This window comes from Bacillus sp. B1-WWTP-T-0.5-Post-4 (genome assembly GCF_009183795.1).
GTDB classification, from domain to species: Bacteria; Bacillota; Bacilli; order Bacillales; family Bacillaceae_G; genus Bacillus_A; species Bacillus_A cereus.
This window is the reverse complement of the sequence record NZ_WEIJ01000002.1, coordinates 817,833-837,172: the sequence shown is the minus strand read 5'-3', so window position 1 is coordinate 837,172 and position 19,340 is coordinate 817,833. Positions and strand designations below refer to the sequence as shown.

Sequence of the window (19,340 nt, the reverse complement as noted above, 5' to 3'; positions counted from 1 at the left end):
GGTGAGTTTTGAACGATAAAGATAATAGAATTTCATCCAACACTTAAGACTCAAAAATGTCCATTACAGCCGTTCTTAAAAATTTTAAGATAATATGTTTATCAATGTTCTTATTATGAAGATTGAAGCGCTTAATATTTACGTTATAAGTGCATAACAAGTTATAATAAAAGAAATCAATAAGGAGGCTGGCTGTGAAGAATCTTCGTTATCTCAATATATTTACCATATTAATTATATACACACTACTTATGTTTTACATCGGCTGGAACGGATGGGTTTGGCTTCATGCGGTATTTGGCTGGGAATCTTGGGGATATTATGCTTTCATAGTCGCATTTATTTCATATGCGTACATTCTCGTGCAAGTGTTTAAGTTTTTGCCATTTCTGCGAACGATAGGTTCGATTTGGTTTGCGGTCATACAATATGCGCTTATGTTGTTGCCATTAGCTGATATTATGGTCTTTCTTTTACAGTTTTCAGTAGAGAAAGAAGCGGCAATTATTTGGACAGGGGCGGCTGTGATAGTTGCATTTATCTTTATCTTTGCGTATGGAGTATTTAATGCGTATAGTCCGGTAGTAAGAAAGTACGAGGTGCACATACCGAAAAAGGTAGAGGGGCGTAAAAGTTTACGCATTGCGATGGCTTCTGATATGCATTTCGGTAAACTGTCTGGCGTTTCGCATTTAAAAAGACTTGTTCGTCATGTAAATGAGATGGAACCTGATATTATTTTACTGCCAGGTGATATTATCGATGATCATCCAGGTGTGTTCATTCAAAAGAATATGGGACCAATCATGAAACAAATGAAAGCTCCATTAGGCGTATATGGCGTTTTAGGAAACCATGAATATTACGGCAGAGCAGTTCCAGAGTTTTTACAAGAGATGGATAAGATTGATATTCGTATTCTTTTAGATGAAGTAATTACAATTGAAGATGACTTTTATCTCGTTGGAAGAAGAGATAAAACAGAGCGAGATCGTCAAAGCTTTGAACAATTAATGAGTACGGTAGATAAATCGATGCCTGTTATCGCAATGGATCACCAGCCATTTGAGTTGAAACAAGCAGCAGCGGCAGGTGTAGATTTATTATTATCCGGTCATACGCACCGCGGACAAATGGCGCCCAATCATATTGTAACGAGAAGAATGTACGAGCTAGACTGGGGATACGCACAAAAAGGCGCGTTCCACGCAATTGTTTCTTCTGGATTTGGATTTTGGGGACCACCGCTTAGACTTGGAAGTAGGTCGGAGATTGTGCAGGTAGAAGTTACATTTGAATAGGGGTTATGAAATAGAGAGCTGATGGCTCTCTATTTTTTCAATAAAAACAAATAACAATAAATATTTATGTTGGTGCTAATTTCATAAAAGAGATACGATTATAAGACTCGATTAAAATAAAGGGGGATTGTAAGTGATCATATCAGATGTACTATACGGAGAATTTGAAGTGGATCAAGTAGTAGAAGAATTAATTTCAAGTAAGTCTATGCAAAGACTAAAGGGAATTCATCAAGCAGGCGCAAGTTACTTAGTGAACGAGAAATGGAATGTAACGCGCTTTGATCATTCAGTTGGTGTTATGTTATTAGTTAAAAAACTAGGTGGTTCAGTAGAAGAACAGATCGCTAGTTTACTGCATGACGTATCGCATACTGCTTTTTCCCACGTGATTGATTACGTTTTTGATAATGAAGATGAAAGTTATCATGAAGAGATATTTAGTTCTGTTGTGAAAAACTCAGAAATTCCAGCGATCCTTGCGAAGCATGGTTATAACTATGAAGATATTTTATTAGATGATTCGAAGTGGACATTACTGGAAAGGTCAGCGCCCGAATTATGCGCAGATCGAGTAGATTATACGTTACGAGATATGTATACATACGGATATATTTCTTTAGAAGAGGTTCATAGATTTTTAGAGGATATTATCGCAGTAGAGGGGAAAATGGTTGTTCAAAGTGTCGAAATGGCAGAATGGTTTACAGAAACGTATTACAAAGAAGTAATTGATTTCTTTATGAAACCAATGAATATTTACGGAAACGATATGTTAGCGAAAACATTAAAGTTATCTCTTCATAAAAAGGTTATTCATGCAGATGATTTTCTTCTTGAAGATGAGGAGCTTATTTCGAAATTGCAGCAATGTAATGACCCCGAAGTAGAAGCTTTATTAAGCAAAGTTCATCCAAATGTAAAGGTAAAAGAAGATAGAAACGATTATGATTTACATCAGAAAAATAAAGTGCGTCTTATTGATCCGCCGTTACTTCGTGAAGGGAAAATCGTTCAGTCATCTGTTGTGTCAGAAAACATAAGACAGATAAGTGATATTGCTTATGAAAAAGCGGTGAGAGGGATGTATGTGAAAGTGATTTCGAATTAAAAAAGAAGTAGCGCATCTTTTTTAGAGCGCTACTTCTTTTTTATTAATTATCAAACCAATTCCAAATCTCAATATCTCCAAGAGTCGCATAACGTACGTGCGGGGAGTTTTGTAATTTTAATAACTCTTTCGATGGGCCAGTAATAACAATTCCGTATACTTTTACACCGTTGTCCTTTATATATTGATAACGTTTATCTAAGTTTAGTTCTTTCTCAGAAAGCGCTGCTATTTTGCTTACCGTTTTTTTATGGATAGAAAGGATGCGCATCATTTCGGTTACTTTGTCTTCTTGCGTTTTCTGCCCGTCAGTTTCATTATCGAGGAATCTTACATGTTCTGGAAACCCTATAGCTTCTCCGCCATGTAGGATATAGTCATCTACATTTTTTCTTTCTTGTCCTGTATCTAAAGCGTACCATAAAGGAGTTGGAGGGAGTTCTTGTGCCTCGAATATGCTATATAAAAGCGGTTCTAATTCTTTTAAAGTGTAAGCTTTATCAAAAGAAATTGCTACTTCTGCAACGGTTCCATCATGTACTTTTGCAAGTGTATCCCATACTTTTTTTGATGAATCCTTTAAATAATCACCCTGCTCTGTTTTTGGATGAACAAAGAAGAGTTTTGGTTGATAGAACGGATTCATCCAAGTTCGCTTCGTAACATCTACAGATGATAAGAAGCTTTTTGTTTCTATTGTACCGAGGGGCATTTCTTTTTTACCGACGGTTCGTACTAAATCAAATTGGCTATTCGTACGGAAAAAAGCTTCTACACTTGTTCCGCCTCCCATAACACGGCTATTTGGGATTGTTGCTTCAAGTGCAAGCGAAGGAACCTCTCTAATTTCTTCTAGCCTTTTATCATTATTAGCTTGAAAATAAAAGGCTGATAATACCCCGCCGATTATATAGATAACGATGCAAATTGATAATATAAAACCAAACGTTTGTAAACGATGTTTCCACTTAATCCGCCAAAAAGGAACTTTAAAATCTTTTGGAGGTAACTTTTTCTTAATTGGTTCTGTTTTTGTTAACAGCTCATCTAAGTAAGCTTCACACGCTTCACATGACTCAATATGACTTTCTAACAGTTCTTGTTCATCATGCGTGAGCGTTCCATTTTCATACTTCTTCCATAGTTTTTTTAATTCTGTACAACCCATCCGTATCACTCCTTTATGCTTTTCGTGTCTTTCCGTCCCCTGTGTAATTCAATTTTCACTTTCGCTAATGAGAGACCAGTCATTTCTGCTATTTCCTTATAGGAGAATCCATAGTAATCTCGTAGTAGTAGGACATTTCGTCTTTCGAGCGGAAGAGCGTATAAACTGTCTAACCAACTAGCAATCTCATGTTTTACGAAATATTCATGTTCTGTACTTGGCACGTTTGGTAAATGGAATTCTGCAACTTCTGTTGTTTTATATTTCTTTTCTTTACGATACCAATCGATAAAGGCATTGTAGGCAATTGTAAATAACCACGGCCTAATTTCTTCTCCTTTATAATAGTCAATATGGACGAGCATGCGGTAAAAGGTTTCCTGCATGAGATCTTCAGCAAAATGAGAATCTCCGGTTAGGGAGAGAAGATAGCGAAATAAATCATGCATATGATCTGAATAAATGTCTTCTAATGATTGTTTGCGTTTCACTAATTTCCCTCCCTTCATACATAACAACGAAATACATATAAAAAAGTTACAATTTTTTATGGAATTATAGTAAAAAACGTCAAGAATTGGATTGCGTTCTCTTTTATCATAATACATATAAGGCGGGTGAACAGAGATGGAAAGCTATGAAACACAAATTCAAAGGTCAATTGATTATATTGAGGAAGATGTAATGGAAAAACAAACGCTGCGTAATTTAGCGCGGGTTGCAGGTTTTTCTGAGTCTCATTTTCATCGTGTATTCCAGGCGTTAGTAGGTGATACGGTAATGGAGTATGTTCGAAAGAGGAGGTTAGCCCGGGCAGCTTATCAACTTTCTCATACGGATGAAAAAGTTATTGATATCGCGTTTGAACATGGCTTTCAATCTCACGAAACGTTCACGAGAGCCTTTAAAAAATTATTTCAAATGACACCGAGTGAATATCGAAAACAAGAAATCGAAACACCGATGTATTACAGAGTGAATGTAAAGCAAAGAAAATTAAATCCGTATTTAGGAGGCATACAAATGGAATATCGTATTGTAAATAAACCAGAATTTTTAGTGGCGGGTTATGAACTGAAGACGACAAGTAAAGAAGGGAAAAACCATCAAGACATTCCAGCATTTTGGCAAGAATATTTACAAAAAGATCTTGGAACGACAATTCCGAATCGTAAAGATACGAGTCAATGGGTAGAGCTTGGATTATGTACTGATTTTAATTTAGAAACAGGGGACTTCACTTATATTATTGGAATGGAAGTTACAGACTTTGAAAATGTACCAAATGAAATTGCAAAGCGTACTTTCCCGGCAGCAACATATGCTGTGTTTACAACGCCGAAAGTTCCTCATGAAGAAATGGTATCGTCTATCCACCAAACTTGGAATGCAGTTTTCTCAGAATGGTTCCCGCATTCAGGCTATGAACATTGCGGCGTTACAGAGTTTGAATTATACGATGAGCGTTGCCACGAAGATAAGAGTGAGTTTGCACAAGTAGAGCTTTGGATACCGGTGAAGAAAAAATAATAGGGTAAGAGCGAATCATTGGGAGATGGTTCGCTTTTTTTATAAGTGGATTGTTAAATTTGTATTGTTTTATCTGTAATACATATGAAAATGGTAAAATAAAGTAGCAATTAAATATTGCGGGTGGAAGGTTATGCCCTTTCTTCATTTTGTGAAGAAAGGAGGTGTAATCGTATGGAATTTCTTTTGCAAATTTTGTTGGAAATTACAAAAACTATAGCTAGAGAAGGTATAGTTTTTGGATTTAAGAAATTAACGGCAAAAAAAGCGCAAAAAGAAGACCACCCGTCTGCCTGCGAAGCGTGGGAAGTCTTCTAAGCGCAAATAAGCTTTAGTTGCAACCTTCCACCTTGCGGTAATTAGTTGCAGTGACGGGGTGTTGGAAGCACCTCGTCTACTTCATTTTATGCAAAACTTAGTTAGTTTATACTTCTATTTATAGTATAACAGTTTAGAAATGTATTTGTTAATAGTTTTATTTTTACTTTGTATAGTAGGGAAGCAGGTTAGTATTGTCGGTTTTTGTCGATAAGTCGATATATCTAGAAAATCGCTGATATAATTCGAGTTGCGCTTATATATTCAAAAAATCGCCGATATAATTTCATATACCTCTAAAACACCTCAAAAAAAACGATCCACATAATTTCAATTACAGTAAAATTATTCCAGTGAAGAAAAAAGACGCCACATAGCGTCTTTCCTACGAACGAAACGGAAATACAAGAATAATCGTCGTTCCTTTTCCGAGTGCACTATCAACGGAAATTGTTCCGTTATGAGCATGAACGAGCTGTTTTGTAATGGCTAGGCCAAGTCCAGTTCCGATGTTGCTTTCTTCTGTGTTTGTTCCGCGGTAATATCGTTCAAATAGAAGTTCTTTCGTTTTTTCATCCATTCCTTTTCCGTCATCTGAAATGGAGAGTGTAAAGGAATTAGCGTTTTGTGATAATTTTACGATGACAGTAGTTGTTTCGTTATTATGTTTTACAGCATTTACTAGTAAGTTTTCGATAATACGCTGGAACCATTTTTCTTCAATGAAATATTGAATTTTATTTGAGCTCGGTACGAATTCAATATTTTGATTTTGAAGTGTTGGATTATTAATAAATTGCAATAATACTTTTTGGACGAACTGATTGATTTCAACGTTTACGTGTTGGGCAGGAAGGCTGTTATTTTTTAATTGATACGTTAAGCTTAAATCATCAATTAATGTTGTCATATATTGAGATTTCTCTTTCATAACACTACCAAATTGCTGAATATCACGATCAGTCCAGTTATATTGATTCGATTCGAGTAATAATGCGTAGCCATATATAGAGCTAAGTGGTGTTTTTAAATCATGCGTTAGACCGGTAATCCATTCTTCTCGTGTTTGCTGGAGTACTTGCCTCATCGCATCATTTTTTTTGAGTGTAATAGAAAGGTGTTCTAGTGAACTTGTTACATCTCTAAACAAACGAAATGACCATTTTTCTTTACCAGATCGCCGGAACCTGACAGGTTTTCCTTTTTTACTAATAGGTTCTTCATACTTTCCACCAGCGATATTTTTAAGCCAGCGCATCGCATGTAATAACGGTTTCCCGAATTTATTACCGTACCAAATAGAAAGAATGACTAAATAAACAAATACGATAAGAAGGATTAATCCGCATCCAATGAGAAACTTCTTAGTAAATACATCTTCAATTTCGTCATCTGGATAGTAGTGCTCATTTTTTGCAGTTACAACGAGAAGGTTGCCACTATTTGCATCGTAAAAGCTAGATGTATTTTCTTTATGATTCCACGGCTCTTTTTCATTAAGGGCAATTTGTATCGCTGAAAATGTTTTTTTCTTTCCAGCTGGATAGGCAAAAACCTCTTCGCCATTTTGATTAAATATTTGAAGTGCTGCTTTTTCTTTAGACAGTAACTGTTTTTCTTGATCTGTTAATGTGAACGAATCCATCGTTAAAGAGGAGTGATCCTTTTGAATTGCTGTCAGTAACGCATTGCTTTTTAACATACCACCATAAATAACAAGTACTTTCTTTTCTTCTAATTCAATTTCCCAATATGTAAATTTATAATTACTTTCGATATGATGTTGTATATATGCGACTAAAGATGTCTTCGTATAAGCATTCGGAACATCATTTGGTGTATTAAAGTGGTAGAGGATTTTTCCGTTTTCATCTACAACTTGGAGCCAATCATTTTTCTCCTTTATTAAATCTTGCACTTCAGATTGTAACGAAATATGCCCATCTTCTGAAGAGATGTATCTTGAAATTGTAAAACTATCAGAATCTGGAATATTAGGTTCGTATAAAGTACTAGTAAGAAGAAAAATTAAATAAGTAAAAGCAGCAACTACAGCGATAAGTAATGTAACTAAAACAAAAACGTGTTGCATGATAAATTGAATAATAAGTCGTTTATTAAAATTCATATCGTCACCCTACTTTGTAACGAACTTATAACCAAGCCCGCGAACGGTTTTTATATATTCTGGTTTACTTGGATCATGTTCAATTTTTTCACGTAGTTTTCGAATGTGGACCATAACAGTGTTGTCATCGCCATTATAGGCAGGTGCTCCCCAAACTTTTTCGTATATTTCCTCTTTCGAAAATACGTAGTTCGGATTCTCGCAAAAGAAGAGTAGTAGTTGAAAGAGTTGAGCGGAGCATTCGACAATGTGCCCATCTACTGTTAGTTCTGCAGAGTGCTGATCAATTTCAAATCTTCCAAATGAAATCGAGTGTGATTTTTGTTCGTGTGGTACGGTTTGTTTCATATGTCTCCGAAGCTGTGCTTTCATGCGTGCTACTACTTCTAATGGATTAAATGGTTTCGTAATATAATCATCTGCACCGTATGAAAATCCGGATATTTTATCTAAATCAGATGCTTTTGCTGATAGGAAGAAAATTGGACAATCTGTTTGTTGGCGAATGATTGGACAAATATCAAAACCAGATTGTCCAGGAAGCATTACATCTAAAATAATTAAATCGTAATTGTTTTGCTTAGTTAGAGATAAAGCCATTTCAGCTGATGTTGCAGTTGTAATATGAGAAAAGCCTTCTTTTTCAAGAATGGTAGTTAGTAATTGTAAAATTGCTGTTTCATCATCAACGAGTAAAATATTTGCTTGGTACATAAACATCCCTCCTAATTTCCTCGAATATCATATCATCATTTTGTAACTTATGGAATTTTTAAGGAAATTTTAAGGTTTTCTTTCGCAAAAAATTAAGAATCAAATGATATGATAAAAGTAACATAGGGGAGGAGATGAGTGTGAACCCGTTTCAAGTGATGCGAGCTAGATATTTTTTAATTGTATTTGCACTATTAATTTTAATAGCGAGAAGTAGTGGCGATTTGCTAACAAGTATATTTCATATACAAAATTCTTCTTTTATAAATATTCTTATATTCTATATCCTTCCGATGGTATGGATTTCTTATGAGTATAGAAAGCACCACATTTCATTTTCATTATTTGTTAATAAAAATGAAACATTTAACTTGGTACAAGTTTTATACATTACGGTTATGTTATGCATGTTTAGTTACGGGTATCTTATTTTGTATATGTATAGTTTTGCATGGATTACACCGGACTTTATTATGAACGCCCTGCATGAACCAATTGTAGATAGTACTGGGGGATATGTATCTCAAGTCATTAGGGTCGTATTCATCGCACCAATTATCGGGGAATTTGTTTTTCGCGGATTTTTACTTCAACGTTTTGCAACAAAATGGGGAACGAGCATAGCGACCATCGTTGTAGCAATATTGTTTGCGTTGTTACATGTTGATTTCCTCGGTGCAGCCATATTCAGCATCGTATTGTCAATCGTATATATTCGTACGAAAAGTTTACTCATGCCAATTGCAATACATATGTTAAACAATGCATTTGTAATAGGTGCGTCTTTTCTAATAAGTAGAGAAAAAATTATGAGTTTTGCCGATTTCTCAAATTATACGACATTCTTTCCTGGACTTATTATTTTTATAACAGGATTAAACTTAGTACTTATCTTTTTATTTGTTAATCGCAAATATTGGAGTAAAGAAGTGCCGGTTATATATGCAGAGCAGGAAAAGAGCTTTTCAGATGTAGTCGGGAGTAAATAAGATGAAGAAGACGGTTGAAAAAATATTAAAAGACATTATAGATTCTACGTCTATTACAGATATGTGTGATAAAAGCGTTTGTCATTGGCTTCAACCTGTAGTAGATACGATTGTGTTTCCAGAGTATTACTTATTTTCTAGTACTCATTTAAAAGAAAATATTATTTCTCTTCTTATTGTGTTCGGGGTTTTACTAATATTTGGTCTAATTGTAGAAGAAATGATGAAGCGCATCTTCAGAAAGAATGAAGAGAAGTATATGTGGATTCATAAAGTATTCGAGAAAGTAATGGTGGCTTTCCTTTTGTTTTATGGTATAAAAACAATCATTTACTTTATAGCTTTGAAACATCATTAATTCGAAATTTGAAAGGGATGTATAAAATTATATGAATGAAACGATATCATCAAATAAGTTTTTTTATTTGATTTTACTTAGTCTAGTGTTAATAACGACAGTGAATGTTATTTTGCGCTGGGAGGAAGCTTATTTTTTCATGTATTTAGCGCTCCATTTGCTAGGGATTTTATGTATAAGTGGTGGAGTGGTTACTGAAAAAAAGAATGAAGAAAGCGTTAACTATATGTGTGTGATCGGTCTTGTTTTACTTTTAGCTGTACAAGGTATTATGAAATATAGTTCTTTCTCTTTACAAGATTTTAGTTTATTAATAGATGTACTTCCTTAAAGAGGCTTTTTATTTTATCTAAAAAGCAAGTAGGGTACGTGTTGGTTTGTAAGTGTGATCCTTATTACGGATTGTGAACCGAAGAAAGTGTTTAAAGATAGGTAAAACTCTTCTTATGTAGAAGAGTTTTTTTATGTAAATAAAAAGATCCAGAGCAATTCACATAATAAGCTTGTTCTAATTTAGCGTGTACGAACTTACAATAATAATAGACAGGCAGCATAGAGGAGGGAATAGCGTGAGGAAGGTTATCGGTTGGTCGCTTTTTTTGTACGTTGGATTTGCGTTACTTATATATTGGTATTTATTTGGATGGAATCATGAACTTATTCCGGACATGTATAAGGGAACGAGTGCAGATCCAGAAACGTTTATGAGTACGAGAGAGCTTACGCTAAGCCAAGATTATTCGCGCGTGAAAAATTTACTATACTTTTTAGCGACGCCTCTTGAATGGATTATTTTATTATTTGTACTTGTGCTAGGTATTTCAAGAAAGTTTGAGAAATGGTCGAAGGAAACGACTAAAATAAGTGTTTTGCAAGTTGCGATTTATTTCTTTTATTTATCATTACTGACAACAGTGCTTGCCTTACCGATGCAATGGATTGGCCGGAAAGTGTCCGTTGATTACGGCATTTCAACACAAAGTACACAAAGCTGGATAAAAGATCATGTTATCGGTTTTTGGGAAAGTTATGCGACTATGTTAATCGTAGTTACCGTTCTATTATGGCTTATCCGTAAATTTCCGAAGAGATGGTGGCTCGCAGGATGGGCGCTCTCTGTTCCATTTACAATCTTTTTAACATTCATACAGCCTGTCGTTATTGATCCACTGTATAACGACTTCTCGACGCTGAAAAATAAAGAATTAGAAACGAAAATTTTAGCGATAGCAGACAAAGCGGACATTCCTGCTAAACACGTATATGAAGTAAATATGTCAGAAAAAACGAATGCATTAAATGCTTACGTAACAGGAATTGGCCCTAACGCCCGTATTGTAATGTGGGATACAACACTTAAGCAGTTAAAAGATAAAGAGATTTTATTTATCATGGCCCATGAAATGGGGCATTATGTTATGAAGCATATATATTTTGGCGTTGCAAGTTATGTATTGCTATCGTTTATAGGTATGTTTTTAATTAGTCGTATTATAAATATGTGTATTCGCAAATGGGGAGATACATTGCAAATTTCAAAAGTGGCATGTTTCTCCATTTTACCTTTATTTTTCTTAATTTCTTCTATACTCTCATTTGCAGTACAACCAGCAACAAACTATGTTTCACGTATAGAAGAAAGAGCGGCAGATCAATATGCTTTAAATATGACGAAGGACGGAAAATCTGGTGTGAAAACTTTTCAATATTTATCAAAAACAAGTTTAAGCCAAGTGAATCCGCCTGCGTTAGTGAAATTTTTCTTATACACGCACCCACCAATTTTTGAAAGAATTCATACGTTTGAACAATATGAGAAACAAAGAAAAAAGGAGTAGCTATTATGCTACTTTTTTTTATAGAGATATAAGTTTCATATTGGGAATATTTATCATTGCTTTTTATTGCGATTTTGTAAATAATAAGCTATAAAATTCTAAAAATCTATATATAAAGGAATAAAGGTGAAAAAATGTATTTTTTACAAAATTTAAAAGTGAAATATAAATTATTAGCGCTTATTTCATTAGCAGTTTTAGGTATGGTAATTATAAGCAGTGTAGCAATTAGTTCTATTAATAAGATTAAGCATGATACAGAGGTTGTAGTAGATGATTATCAATATTCTGCAATTTTATTAGAAGGAATGCTTCGCACACAAAATTCACTAGAATATAACCTACTAGAATTAATTACGGTATCACAAAATGAAGTGGCAAATAAAGAGGGAATAATTGATAATATTGAAAAGGATCTTAAAAAATATGATTCTTTATTAAAAGAATATGATGATGGTTTTAATTTAAGTAAGCAAGAGGATGAACTGTTTCAGAAGATGAAGAAATCTTTGCCAAGTTATAAAGATACATATAAAAAATTATTTGAAAAGGCAAAGGCAACAAACGAGCCACAAATGGTAAATGAATTTCAGAAGGAATTAAAACCGAAGGGAATAGAGTTAGCCGGTTATGCAGTGGATCTAGAATCGTATGTTTCAAATTTAGCTGACCAAGTATTTAAAGATTCTCAAAAAATGATTGATCGTTCCGTTATTACCTTTATCATTCTTGTAGTAGTTACTACAATCGTTATATGTATAGTAAGTTATATTATTAGCAAGCTTATAGTTGCTCCTTTACAAACGGTTAGTCGTATGATGGAAAGAGCGAAAGAAGGAGATTTAACCGTACATGGTGATTATAATGCTAAAGATGAATTAGGTGTATTAGTAAGTAATTTTAACGAGATGATTGCAGGGCTAAGAACAAATATGCAAGAAGTAGAGAATAATATTCAGCTTTTATTCCAACATGCAGACGGAGTAGTATCTGCATCAGAAGTATCTAGTAGTGCAGCGAAGAAAATCACTATGGATATTGAAGAAGTCGCAAATGGTGCAGAGAGTCAAATGCAAGCAATGGAACAAACTGCGGGTGCGATGGAAGAGTTGACACAAGGAATGCAGAGTATAGTCAATACATCATCCTCTGTAAATGAATTATCTGCTCAATCAGCATTAGATGCAGAGAGTGGTAACAAATTAATGAAACAAATGATTCAACAGATGGATACAATCCAAAATTCGGTACATAGCGGTGTGAAACAAGTAGAGACTATGAAAGAACAATCAGAAGAAATTGTTAAAATCATTGATGTTATGCAAGGTATTACCTCCCAGATTAACTTATTAGCATTAAACGCCGCAATTGAGGCTGCACGTGCTGGTGAAAGTGGTAGAGGATTTGCAATTGTGGCAGATGAAGTGCGGAAATTAGCAGAACAATCTAGTGATTCTGCAAAACAAATTGAGAATCTTATTACTCAAGTTATGGGAACAACGAACCATACGGTACATATGATGGGGAAAGTAGATAATGAGGTACAGGCAGGTACACAAGTAGTAATGCATACAGAAAAAGTATTTGGAACAATTACAGAAAAAGTACAACAAGTATCTGAGCAAATTCAAACGGTATCTATGTCTACAGATGAAATTGCAGCGAGTAGTGAGGAAATCTCGGCTTCTGCAGAAGACATGGCTCAAATTTCCCAAAGATCATCTGACCGAACTGATAGGGTAAAAGAGTCTATTCAACAGCAAGAAAAATCTGTTCAAGAGATTTCGGTTTCAATTGAACATATGCATAACGCAGCAGGAAAACTAAAACAAATAGTTGCCCAATTTACTCTTCAAAAGTAGTAGCATATTTGAGTGTTAATAAATATAAAAAATCATCCTCTTTTAAGAAAAAAGGATGATTTTTTTATCCCGCTATTTGCTGGGCAGTAAGACCTCCACCTCAAAATTCAGCGAAAGCGAGTTATCAGTGAAGGGGAATGCTACCTCTGAAATATAAACCATGAATATAGTAGCCTCCACTAGGTATCTCCTTTAGGTGCCAATAAAGGGAAGTTATAAAGTGAAAAGGAGTTTATAAAGAGATTGTAGAATGTTTTAGTATATAACACCTTAGATGTGACAACTTCCTTTTTGAAAAAGAAAGAAGGGAGTATAAAGCAGAAAGGTAGTGGAAATATTTCTTCTAGAAGATTTACATTTTATCTTACATTCACCAAAAAATAATACTCCTGAAACAATGAAGTTCATTTTATTTGAATGAAATAGGGAGAGAGGACAATGAAGAAAAAAATATTGGGTGTAATGATGATTGCGACAATGGCAGGAGGTATATTTGCAGGGACGAATGTGACGCCTGTAAAAGCAGAAGAGTATCCACAAATGATTGTGTTTGAAGATGTTCCATACGGATTTTGGGCATATGATGCTATTATGGACTTAGCATATCATAAAATTATATTAGGGTATGGAAACGGGAAGTATGGTGTTGGCGATCTTATAACACGTGAACAAGTAGCTGGGACTATTTACAGAACACTTGAGATAAAAGAAGAAGGGCCAGTAGCGAATCCATATAAAGATGTTTCTGATAGTACAACAACTTTTAAAAAGGAAATTTTGGCGTTAACAAAACGTGGTGTTTTTTCAGGGGATGGCCAAGGGAATTTTAGGCCGAAAGCACCAATCTCTAGAGCGGAAATGTCTGTCATTTTAAAACGAGCATTTAATTTTGAAACGAAACAAAAACATACATTTAAAGATATTCCAAAAGGCCACTGGGCAGAAGATGCAATTAGTGCGTTACAATCTAATAATGTTGTGAGAGGAACTGGGAATGACATGTATGAATTAAATCGCCCTGTACCTAGAGAACAATATGCTCAGTTTATTAATAATGCGATTATTAATTATCATTTGAAAGAGGATTGGAAGTAGAGTGAAATATGAAAGCACAAATAGAAATATTTGTGCTTTTTTGTTTGTTTAAAAAAGAATTATTATTCTCATTTATGTATTTTTATGGTTATACACAAGCTTTATAATCAACCCGATGAAAAAGACATGATGTGTAATATGATTCACAAAACCGTCACGAAATGTGTCGAAAAATATATTGTCACTATACCATTTATTCTGTATATTTTTAAAAAAACATATACATATTGGGGAGATAATTTGATGAGCAAAAAATTATTAAAAACAGCTACAGCATTAACAATTATGGGTGGGGTGTTATTCTCAGCAGAGAGTAACAGTGTAAAAGCGGAAAGTGCACCGTTGCAAAAAACAAATACAATTGTATTTAAAGATGTACCAAAAGGGCATTGGGCATATGAGGCAATTCATGAATTAGCGGAACAAGAAATTATTTTAGGATATGGCGATGGAATATTCGGTTTTGGGGATAATGTAACACGTGAGCAAGTTGCAGCTTTAATTTACCGTGTGTTTGATATGGAAGAACAAGATGAATATGAAAACCCATATGGAGATATTGATGAAAATTCAACAAGCTTTATCGAGGAGATATTGGCTTTAACGGAAATGGGAATTTTCCAGGGAGACGAGAATGGAAACTTTAGACCGAAGGCGACGTTAACGCGTGCAGAAATGGCACAAGTTCTTACGAATGCTTTTGACTTACAGGCAAAGGGATCTCATAACTTTAATGATGTTTCAGCAAATTCATGGGCAACGAATGCAATTAGTGCAGTACAAACAAATGGTATTACAATAGGAATCGGAGAAGGTAAATTCGGTCCGTCTATGAAGGTAACGAGAGAACAATACGCACAGTTTTTACATAGAGCAATATTGCATGATATGGAACAAGGGCAGTAATAAAGTTTAACTAGTCAAAGTGAAATTTAAAAATAATACAAAAAGGTCGTTGTTGTATAACAGCGGCCTTTTTTGTATGAAATAAAGCGCGAAAGAATGGCGTTTTGAAAAAAATGAAATGAATTTTCAAAAAAAACTTCCTTTTCTGAAGATTTGTTATATAATATAAAACATAAAATCAAATCTGTTATAAAACAGTTTAAGAAGGGGATGCTAATATGTCGACGCAAACTTCACGGGTTACACTGCCCGGAGAAATGTTACCAGCGTACAACGAAATATTGACACCTGAGGTGCTTAGTTTTTTGAAGGAACTACATGAGAATTTTAATGAGCGCCGCATAGAACTTTTACAAAAACGTGTAGAAAAACAAAAGAGAATTGATGCAGGGGAGTTTCCGAAGTTTCTAGAAGAAACAAAACATATACGTGAAGCGGATTGGACAATTGCCAAGCTGCCAAAAGACTTAGAGGATCGCCGCGTAGAGATTACTGGACCGGTAGATAGAAAGATGGTCATTAACGCTTTAAATTCAGGAGCGCATCTTTTTATGGCGGATTTTGAAGATTCGAATTCACCAACTTGGGAAAACGCAGTTGAAGGGCAAATCAATTTACGAGATGCAGTAAAGGGAACGATTTCACATAAAAATGATAAAGGGAAAGAATATAGATTAAATGAGAAAACAGCTGTACTCATTGTACGTCCAAGAGGATGGCATTTAGAGGAAAAGCATATGCAAGTTGATGGGAAAAATATGTCGGGTAGTTTAGTAGATTTCGGCTTGTATTTTTTCCATAATGCGAAAGCTCTTTTAGCAAAAGGGAGCGGCCCATACTTTTACTTACCGAAAATGGAAAGTTATTTAGAAGCGAGATTATGGAATGATGTATTCGTATTTGCTCAAAAATATATCGGCATTCCAAATGGAACGATTAAAGCAACTGTGTTACTAGAAACGATTCACGCTTCGTTTGAAATGGATGAAATTTTATATGAGCTAAAAGATCATTCTGCTGGCTTAAATTGCGGAAGATGGGATTATATTTTTAGCTTTTTAAAGAGTTTCCGTAATCATAATAAATTCTTACTACCAGATAGAGCACAAGTCACGATGACGGCGCCATTTATGCGTTCGTATTCTTTGAAAGTAATTCAAACATGTCACCGCCGTAATGCACCAGCAATTGGAGGAATGGCGGCACAAATTCCGATTAAAAATAATCCAGAAGCAAATGAAGCAGCTTTTGAAAAAGTGCGTGCTGATAAGGAACGCGAAGCTTTAGACGGTCATGACGGGACTTGGGTCGCCCACCCTGGACTTGTACCGGTTGCAATGGAAGTGTTTAATCACATTATGAAAACACCAAATCAAATTTTTAGAAAACGTGAAGAAATATGTGTAACAGAAAACGATTTACTAGAGGTACCGGTGGGAACGATTACAGAAGAGGGCCTTCGCATGAATATTAGCGTAGGTATTCAATATATTGCATCTTGGTTAAGCGGACGGGGAGCAGCACCCATTTATAACTTAATGGAAGATGCGGCAACAGCTGAAATTTCAAGAGCACAAGTATGGCAATGGATTCGTCATGAAGGTGGAAAACTAAATGATGGTCGTAATATTACGCTTGAATTAATGGAAGAGCTAAAAGAAGAAGAATTAGCAAAAATAGAAAGAGAGATTGGTAAGGAAGCCTTTAAGAAAGGGAGATTCCAAGAGGCGACAACGTTGTTTACAAATCTCGTTCGAAATGATGAATTCGTACCATTTTTAACATTACCGGGTTATGAAATTTTATAAAAAACGAAAAGGGGATGGAACAAATGAAAAACGAAAGAATCGAGAAGTTGCAAGAAAGCTGGGAATTAGATGAGCGTTGGAAAGGGATCACACGTCCATATTCGGCAGAAGATGTAATTCGCCTGCGCGGGTCAATTGACATTGAACATACGTTAGCGCGTCGCGGTGCTGAGAAGCTTTGGACATCGCTTCATACAGAAGACTATATTAACGCACTTGGCGCATTAACAGGAAACCAAGCGATGCAACAAGTAAAAGCTGGGTTAAAAGCGATTTACTTAAGTGGTTGGCAAGTAGCAGCTGATGCAAACCTTTCTGGACATATGTATCCAGACCAAAGTTTATATCCAGCGAACAGCGTACCTGCTGTAGTAAAACGAATTAATCAAACGCTTCAACGTGCGGACCAAATTCAGCATATGGAAGGAAGCGATGATACAGACTATTTCGTACCGATTGTAGCAGATGCAGAAGCTGGATTTGGTGGGCAATTAAATGTATTCGAACTGATGAAAGGTATGATTGAAGCAGGTGCATCAGGTGTGCATTTTGAAGATCAATTATCTTCAGAGAAAAAATGTGGCCATTTAGGTGGAAAAGTACTACTACCAACGCAAACAGCAGTACGCAATTTAATTTCTGCACGCCTTGCAGCAGATGTAATGGGAGTGCCGACAATTATCGTTGCAAGAACAGATGCGGATGCAGCTGATTTAATTACGAGCGATATCGATCCTGTTGATAAAGCATTTATTACAGGAGAAAGAACACCAGAAGGATTTTACCGTACGAATGCAGGTCTTGATCAAGCAATTGCGCGCGGTTTAGCGTATGCACCGTACGCAGACCTCGTTTGGTGTGAAACGTCAGAACCAAATTTAGAAGATGCAAAACGATTTGCGGACGCAATTCATAAGGAGCATCCAGGGAAGCTACTTGCATATAACTGCTCACCTTCATTCAACTGGAAACAAAAACTAGATGAAAAAACAATTGCAAGCTTCCAAAAGGAAATCGCATCTTACGGTTACAAGTTCCAATTCGTAACACTTGCTGGATTCCATTCATTAAATTACGGTATGTTTGAACTAGCACGTGGCTATAAAGAGCGCGGCATGGCAGCATACTCTGAACTACAACAAGCAGAATTCGCAGCTGAAAAACATGGCTACTCTGCAACACGTCATCAACGCGAAGTAGGAACAGGTTACTTTGATGAAGTAGCACAAGTGATTACAGGCGGAACTTCATCAACGACAGCGTTAAAAGGATCTACGGAAGAAGCACAGTTTACGAAATAAAAGGAAGGGGCACCTTTTTTGAAAGGTGCCCCTTGTTATTTTCTAAACGATTCGAAAAGAGAGATGGAGTTGTCGGCAAAAAACGATACTCCCTTTTCTTTATTACTAAATCAACTCCACTCAGCCCTATGATCACGAATAAACTTTATATCTTTCTCATAATGCTCTAGATGTCCTTCATCGATCATTCTTTGGAAATTCAAGTCGCCTTCTTGCGCTTTTCGTTTCATATATGTACATAATCCTTCTAATCGAAGTAACACCATTCCTAAGTAATCTTCATTCATATTTTTATCATAGGACTGAACGAACAAATTCATTCTCTCTTTAATACGATCTGCATGTTGCGATGAGTCATAATGAACGGCTTCACCGGATTCTGTATAATATACTCTACTTAAAGGCACACAAGTATAAAGTGTATAAGCGATATCCCATAGTCTTGGACCAGGAGCAGCAACATCGAAATCAATAATCCCTACTGGCTTCTCATTATTAAAAATAATGTTATATATGGCAAAATCATTGTGACATAAAACCTCAATGTTATTTGGAGTATGATCCATCGGTTTCCAATCATCTAATAACGGAAAATCACTTACAGCATCATGGTAAAGGCGGAGCATCTTTGCTATTTCTTTTAATACATCATTAGATCGCATATATTCTTTTAAAGGATAATTGCCAGCTTCTCCTTCAATAAAGGATAAAATCTCTCTATCCTTTTCATCTACACCTAAAAACTTTGGAGCATAATGAAATCCTTTGTTTTCTAAATGTTGCAATAGCTTATGAATCTTTTCACTGCCTGGCTTTAACTCTCGCCGAACAGTATTTTCAGAACGATATACGCTTGAGACGTTTCCCCCTGTTAGCCTTTCTTCTTTAGCGTAGTTTGACATGTGAAAATTCC

General features: G+C 35.4%; 18 protein-coding genes and 2 pseudogenes. 14 read left to right on the top strand and 6 right to left on the bottom strand.

Features of this window, described 5'->3' with window-relative positions:
* Window positions 1–46: 46 nt before the first annotated feature.
* Window positions 47–160, bottom strand: a pseudogene (locus GBN91_RS29550) (TetR family transcriptional regulator); the annotation flags it as partial.
* A gap of 34 nt (window positions 161–194) precedes the next feature.
* On the opposite strand from GBN91_RS29550, the gene GBN91_RS09955 reads away from it, so the two are divergent.
* Together GBN91_RS09955 and GBN91_RS09950 are read left to right on the top strand one after the other, a co-directional pair.
* Window positions 195–1,301: a metallophosphoesterase gene (locus tag GBN91_RS09955; protein ID WP_152121422.1), complete on the top strand. Its 1,107-nt coding sequence runs from the start codon at window positions 195–197 to the stop codon at window positions 1,299–1,301.
* Between the two features lie 133 nt (window positions 1,302–1,434).
* Window positions 1,435–2,412, top strand: a complete 978-nt coding sequence (locus GBN91_RS09950; RefSeq protein ID WP_152121421.1) for an HD domain-containing protein — start codon at window positions 1,435–1,437, stop codon at window positions 2,410–2,412.
* A gap of 43 nt (window positions 2,413–2,455) precedes the next feature.
* On the opposite strand, the gene GBN91_RS09945 is transcribed toward GBN91_RS09950, so the two are convergent.
* Window positions 2,456–3,580 (bottom strand): anti-sigma factor, encoded by a 1,125-nt coding sequence (locus GBN91_RS09945; RefSeq protein WP_152121420.1) that lies wholly within the window; start codon window positions 3,578–3,580, stop codon window positions 2,456–2,458.
* Between the two features lie 5 nt (window positions 3,581–3,585).
* A complete protein-coding gene (locus tag GBN91_RS09940) occupies window positions 3,586–4,089 on the bottom strand; it encodes an RNA polymerase sigma factor (RefSeq protein ID WP_152121419.1) in 504 nt (167 codons plus the stop codon).
* Window positions 4,090–4,207: 118 nt separating this feature from the next.
* On the opposite strand from GBN91_RS09940, the gene GBN91_RS09935 reads away from it, so the two are divergent.
* Together GBN91_RS09935 and GBN91_RS28800 are read left to right on the top strand one after the other, a co-directional pair.
* On the top strand, window positions 4,208–5,110 hold the full coding sequence (locus tag GBN91_RS09935) for an AraC family transcriptional regulator (RefSeq protein WP_000446855.1): 903 nt from the start codon (window positions 4,208–4,210) through the stop codon (window positions 5,108–5,110).
* A gap of 174 nt (window positions 5,111–5,284) precedes the next feature.
* Window positions 5,285–5,428, top strand: coding sequence for a hypothetical protein (locus GBN91_RS28800; RefSeq protein ID WP_006916098.1), 144 nt, complete (start codon window positions 5,285–5,287; stop codon window positions 5,426–5,428).
* 385 nt (window positions 5,429–5,813) lie between these two features.
* On the opposite strand, the gene GBN91_RS09930 is transcribed toward GBN91_RS28800, so the two are convergent.
* Window positions 5,814–7,556, bottom strand: a complete 1,743-nt coding sequence (locus tag GBN91_RS09930) for a sensor histidine kinase (RefSeq protein WP_001010447.1) — start codon at window positions 7,554–7,556, stop codon at window positions 5,814–5,816.
* 9 nt (window positions 7,557–7,565) lie between these two features.
* Complete coding sequence (locus GBN91_RS09925) at window positions 7,566–8,270, bottom strand: response regulator transcription factor (protein ID WP_000283871.1); 705 nt, start codon at window positions 8,268–8,270, stop codon at window positions 7,566–7,568.
* Window positions 8,271–8,410: 140 nt separating this feature from the next.
* Between GBN91_RS09925 and GBN91_RS09920 the strand changes: the two genes are divergently transcribed.
* The 10 genes and pseudogenes from GBN91_RS09920 (at window position 8,411) to aceA (ending at window position 18,427) form a co-directional block, all read left to right on the top strand.
* Complete coding sequence (locus GBN91_RS09920) at window positions 8,411–9,259, top strand: CPBP family intramembrane glutamic endopeptidase (protein ID WP_001067985.1); 849 nt, start codon at window positions 8,411–8,413, stop codon at window positions 9,257–9,259.
* Between the two features lies 1 nt (window position 9,260).
* Window positions 9,261–9,617: a hypothetical protein gene (locus GBN91_RS09915; RefSeq protein WP_000754334.1), complete on the top strand. Its 357-nt coding sequence runs from the start codon at window positions 9,261–9,263 to the stop codon at window positions 9,615–9,617.
* Window positions 9,618–9,648: 31 nt separating this feature from the next.
* Window positions 9,649–9,948: a DUF2101 family protein gene (locus GBN91_RS09910; RefSeq protein ID WP_001006050.1), complete on the top strand. Its 300-nt coding sequence runs from the start codon at window positions 9,649–9,651 to the stop codon at window positions 9,946–9,948.
* 238 nt (window positions 9,949–10,186) lie between these two features.
* Window positions 10,187–11,455, top strand: coding sequence for a M48 family metallopeptidase (locus GBN91_RS09905; RefSeq protein ID WP_001233328.1), 1,269 nt, complete (start codon window positions 10,187–10,189; stop codon window positions 11,453–11,455).
* A gap of 134 nt (window positions 11,456–11,589) precedes the next feature.
* A pseudogene (locus GBN91_RS29675) lies at window positions 11,590–12,369 on the top strand (MCP four helix bundle domain-containing protein); the annotation flags it as partial.
* Window positions 12,364–13,317 carry a methyl-accepting chemotaxis protein gene (locus GBN91_RS29670; protein WP_409194079.1) on the top strand — a complete coding sequence of 318 codons (954 nt, stop codon included), beginning with the start codon at window positions 12,364–12,366 and terminating at the stop codon, window positions 13,315–13,317. The pseudogene GBN91_RS29675 and the gene GBN91_RS29670, both read left to right, overlap by 6 nt.
* Window positions 13,318–13,755: 438 nt before the next feature.
* Entirely contained in the window at window positions 13,756–14,412 is a 657-nt protein-coding gene (locus GBN91_RS09895; RefSeq protein WP_140159368.1) for an S-layer homology domain-containing protein, read from the top strand.
* Window positions 14,413–14,550: 138 nt separating this feature from the next.
* Window positions 14,551–15,318, top strand: coding sequence for an S-layer homology domain-containing protein (locus GBN91_RS09890; RefSeq protein WP_139304517.1), 768 nt, complete (start codon window positions 14,551–14,553; stop codon window positions 15,316–15,318).
* 218 nt (window positions 15,319–15,536) lie between these two features.
* Window positions 15,537–17,126 (top strand): malate synthase A, encoded by a 1,590-nt coding sequence (gene aceB / locus GBN91_RS09885; protein ID WP_000107314.1) that lies wholly within the window; start codon window positions 15,537–15,539, stop codon window positions 17,124–17,126.
* A 23-nt stretch (window positions 17,127–17,149) separates the two neighbouring features.
* The gene (aceA, locus tag GBN91_RS09880; protein ID WP_000787346.1) at window positions 17,150–18,427 is read left to right on the top strand and encodes an isocitrate lyase; all 1,278 of its coding nucleotides are present in this window, start codon (window positions 17,150–17,152) and stop codon (window positions 18,425–18,427) included.
* A 110-nt stretch (window positions 18,428–18,537) separates the two neighbouring features.
* Here the strand turns inward: aceA and GBN91_RS09875 are convergent, their stop codons facing one another.
* On the bottom strand, window positions 18,538–19,329 hold the full coding sequence (locus tag GBN91_RS09875; protein WP_000073793.1) for a phosphotransferase: 792 nt from the start codon (window positions 19,327–19,329) through the stop codon (window positions 18,538–18,540).
* Window positions 19,330–19,340 lie beyond the last annotated feature (11 nt).

Excerpts from the sequence above, each read along its gene's own strand:
- GBN91_RS09925 (WP_000283871.1), bottom strand. The coding sequence starts at position 8,270 with ATGTACCAAGCAAATATTTTACTCGTTGATGATGAAACAGCAATTTTA.
- GBN91_RS09935 (WP_000446855.1), top strand. The coding sequence starts at position 4,208 with ATGGAAAGCTATGAAACACAAATTCAAAGGTCAATTGATTATATTGAG.
- GBN91_RS09895 (WP_140159368.1), top strand. The coding sequence starts at position 13,756 with ATGAAGAAAAAAATATTGGGTGTAATGATGATTGCGACAATGGCAGGA.
- GBN91_RS09945 (WP_152121420.1), bottom strand. The coding sequence starts at position 3,580 with ATGGGTTGTACAGAATTAAAAAAACTATGGAAGAAGTATGAAAATGGA.
- aceB (WP_000107314.1), top strand. The coding sequence starts at position 15,537 with ATGTCGACGCAAACTTCACGGGTTACACTGCCCGGAGAAATGTTACCA.
- GBN91_RS09910 (WP_001006050.1), top strand. The coding sequence starts at position 9,649 with ATGAATGAAACGATATCATCAAATAAGTTTTTTTATTTGATTTTACTT.
- GBN91_RS09930 (WP_001010447.1), bottom strand. The coding sequence starts at position 7,556 with ATGAATTTTAATAAACGACTTATTATTCAATTTATCATGCAACACGTT.
- GBN91_RS09890 (WP_139304517.1), top strand. The coding sequence starts at position 14,551 with ATGATTCACAAAACCGTCACGAAATGTGTCGAAAAATATATTGTCACT.
- GBN91_RS09875 (WP_000073793.1), bottom strand. The coding sequence starts at position 19,329 with ATGTCAAACTACGCTAAAGAAGAAAGGCTAACAGGGGGAAACGTCTCA.
- GBN91_RS28800 (WP_006916098.1), top strand. The coding sequence starts at position 5,285 with ATGGAATTTCTTTTGCAAATTTTGTTGGAAATTACAAAAACTATAGCT.
- GBN91_RS09915 (WP_000754334.1), top strand. The coding sequence starts at position 9,261 with ATGAAGAAGACGGTTGAAAAAATATTAAAAGACATTATAGATTCTACG.
- GBN91_RS09940 (WP_152121419.1), bottom strand. The coding sequence starts at position 4,089 with ATGAAGGGAGGGAAATTAGTGAAACGCAAACAATCATTAGAAGACATT.
- GBN91_RS29670 (WP_409194079.1), top strand. The coding sequence starts at position 12,364 with ATGATTGCAGGGCTAAGAACAAATATGCAAGAAGTAGAGAATAATATT.
- aceA (WP_000787346.1), top strand. The coding sequence starts at position 17,150 with ATGAAAAACGAAAGAATCGAGAAGTTGCAAGAAAGCTGGGAATTAGAT.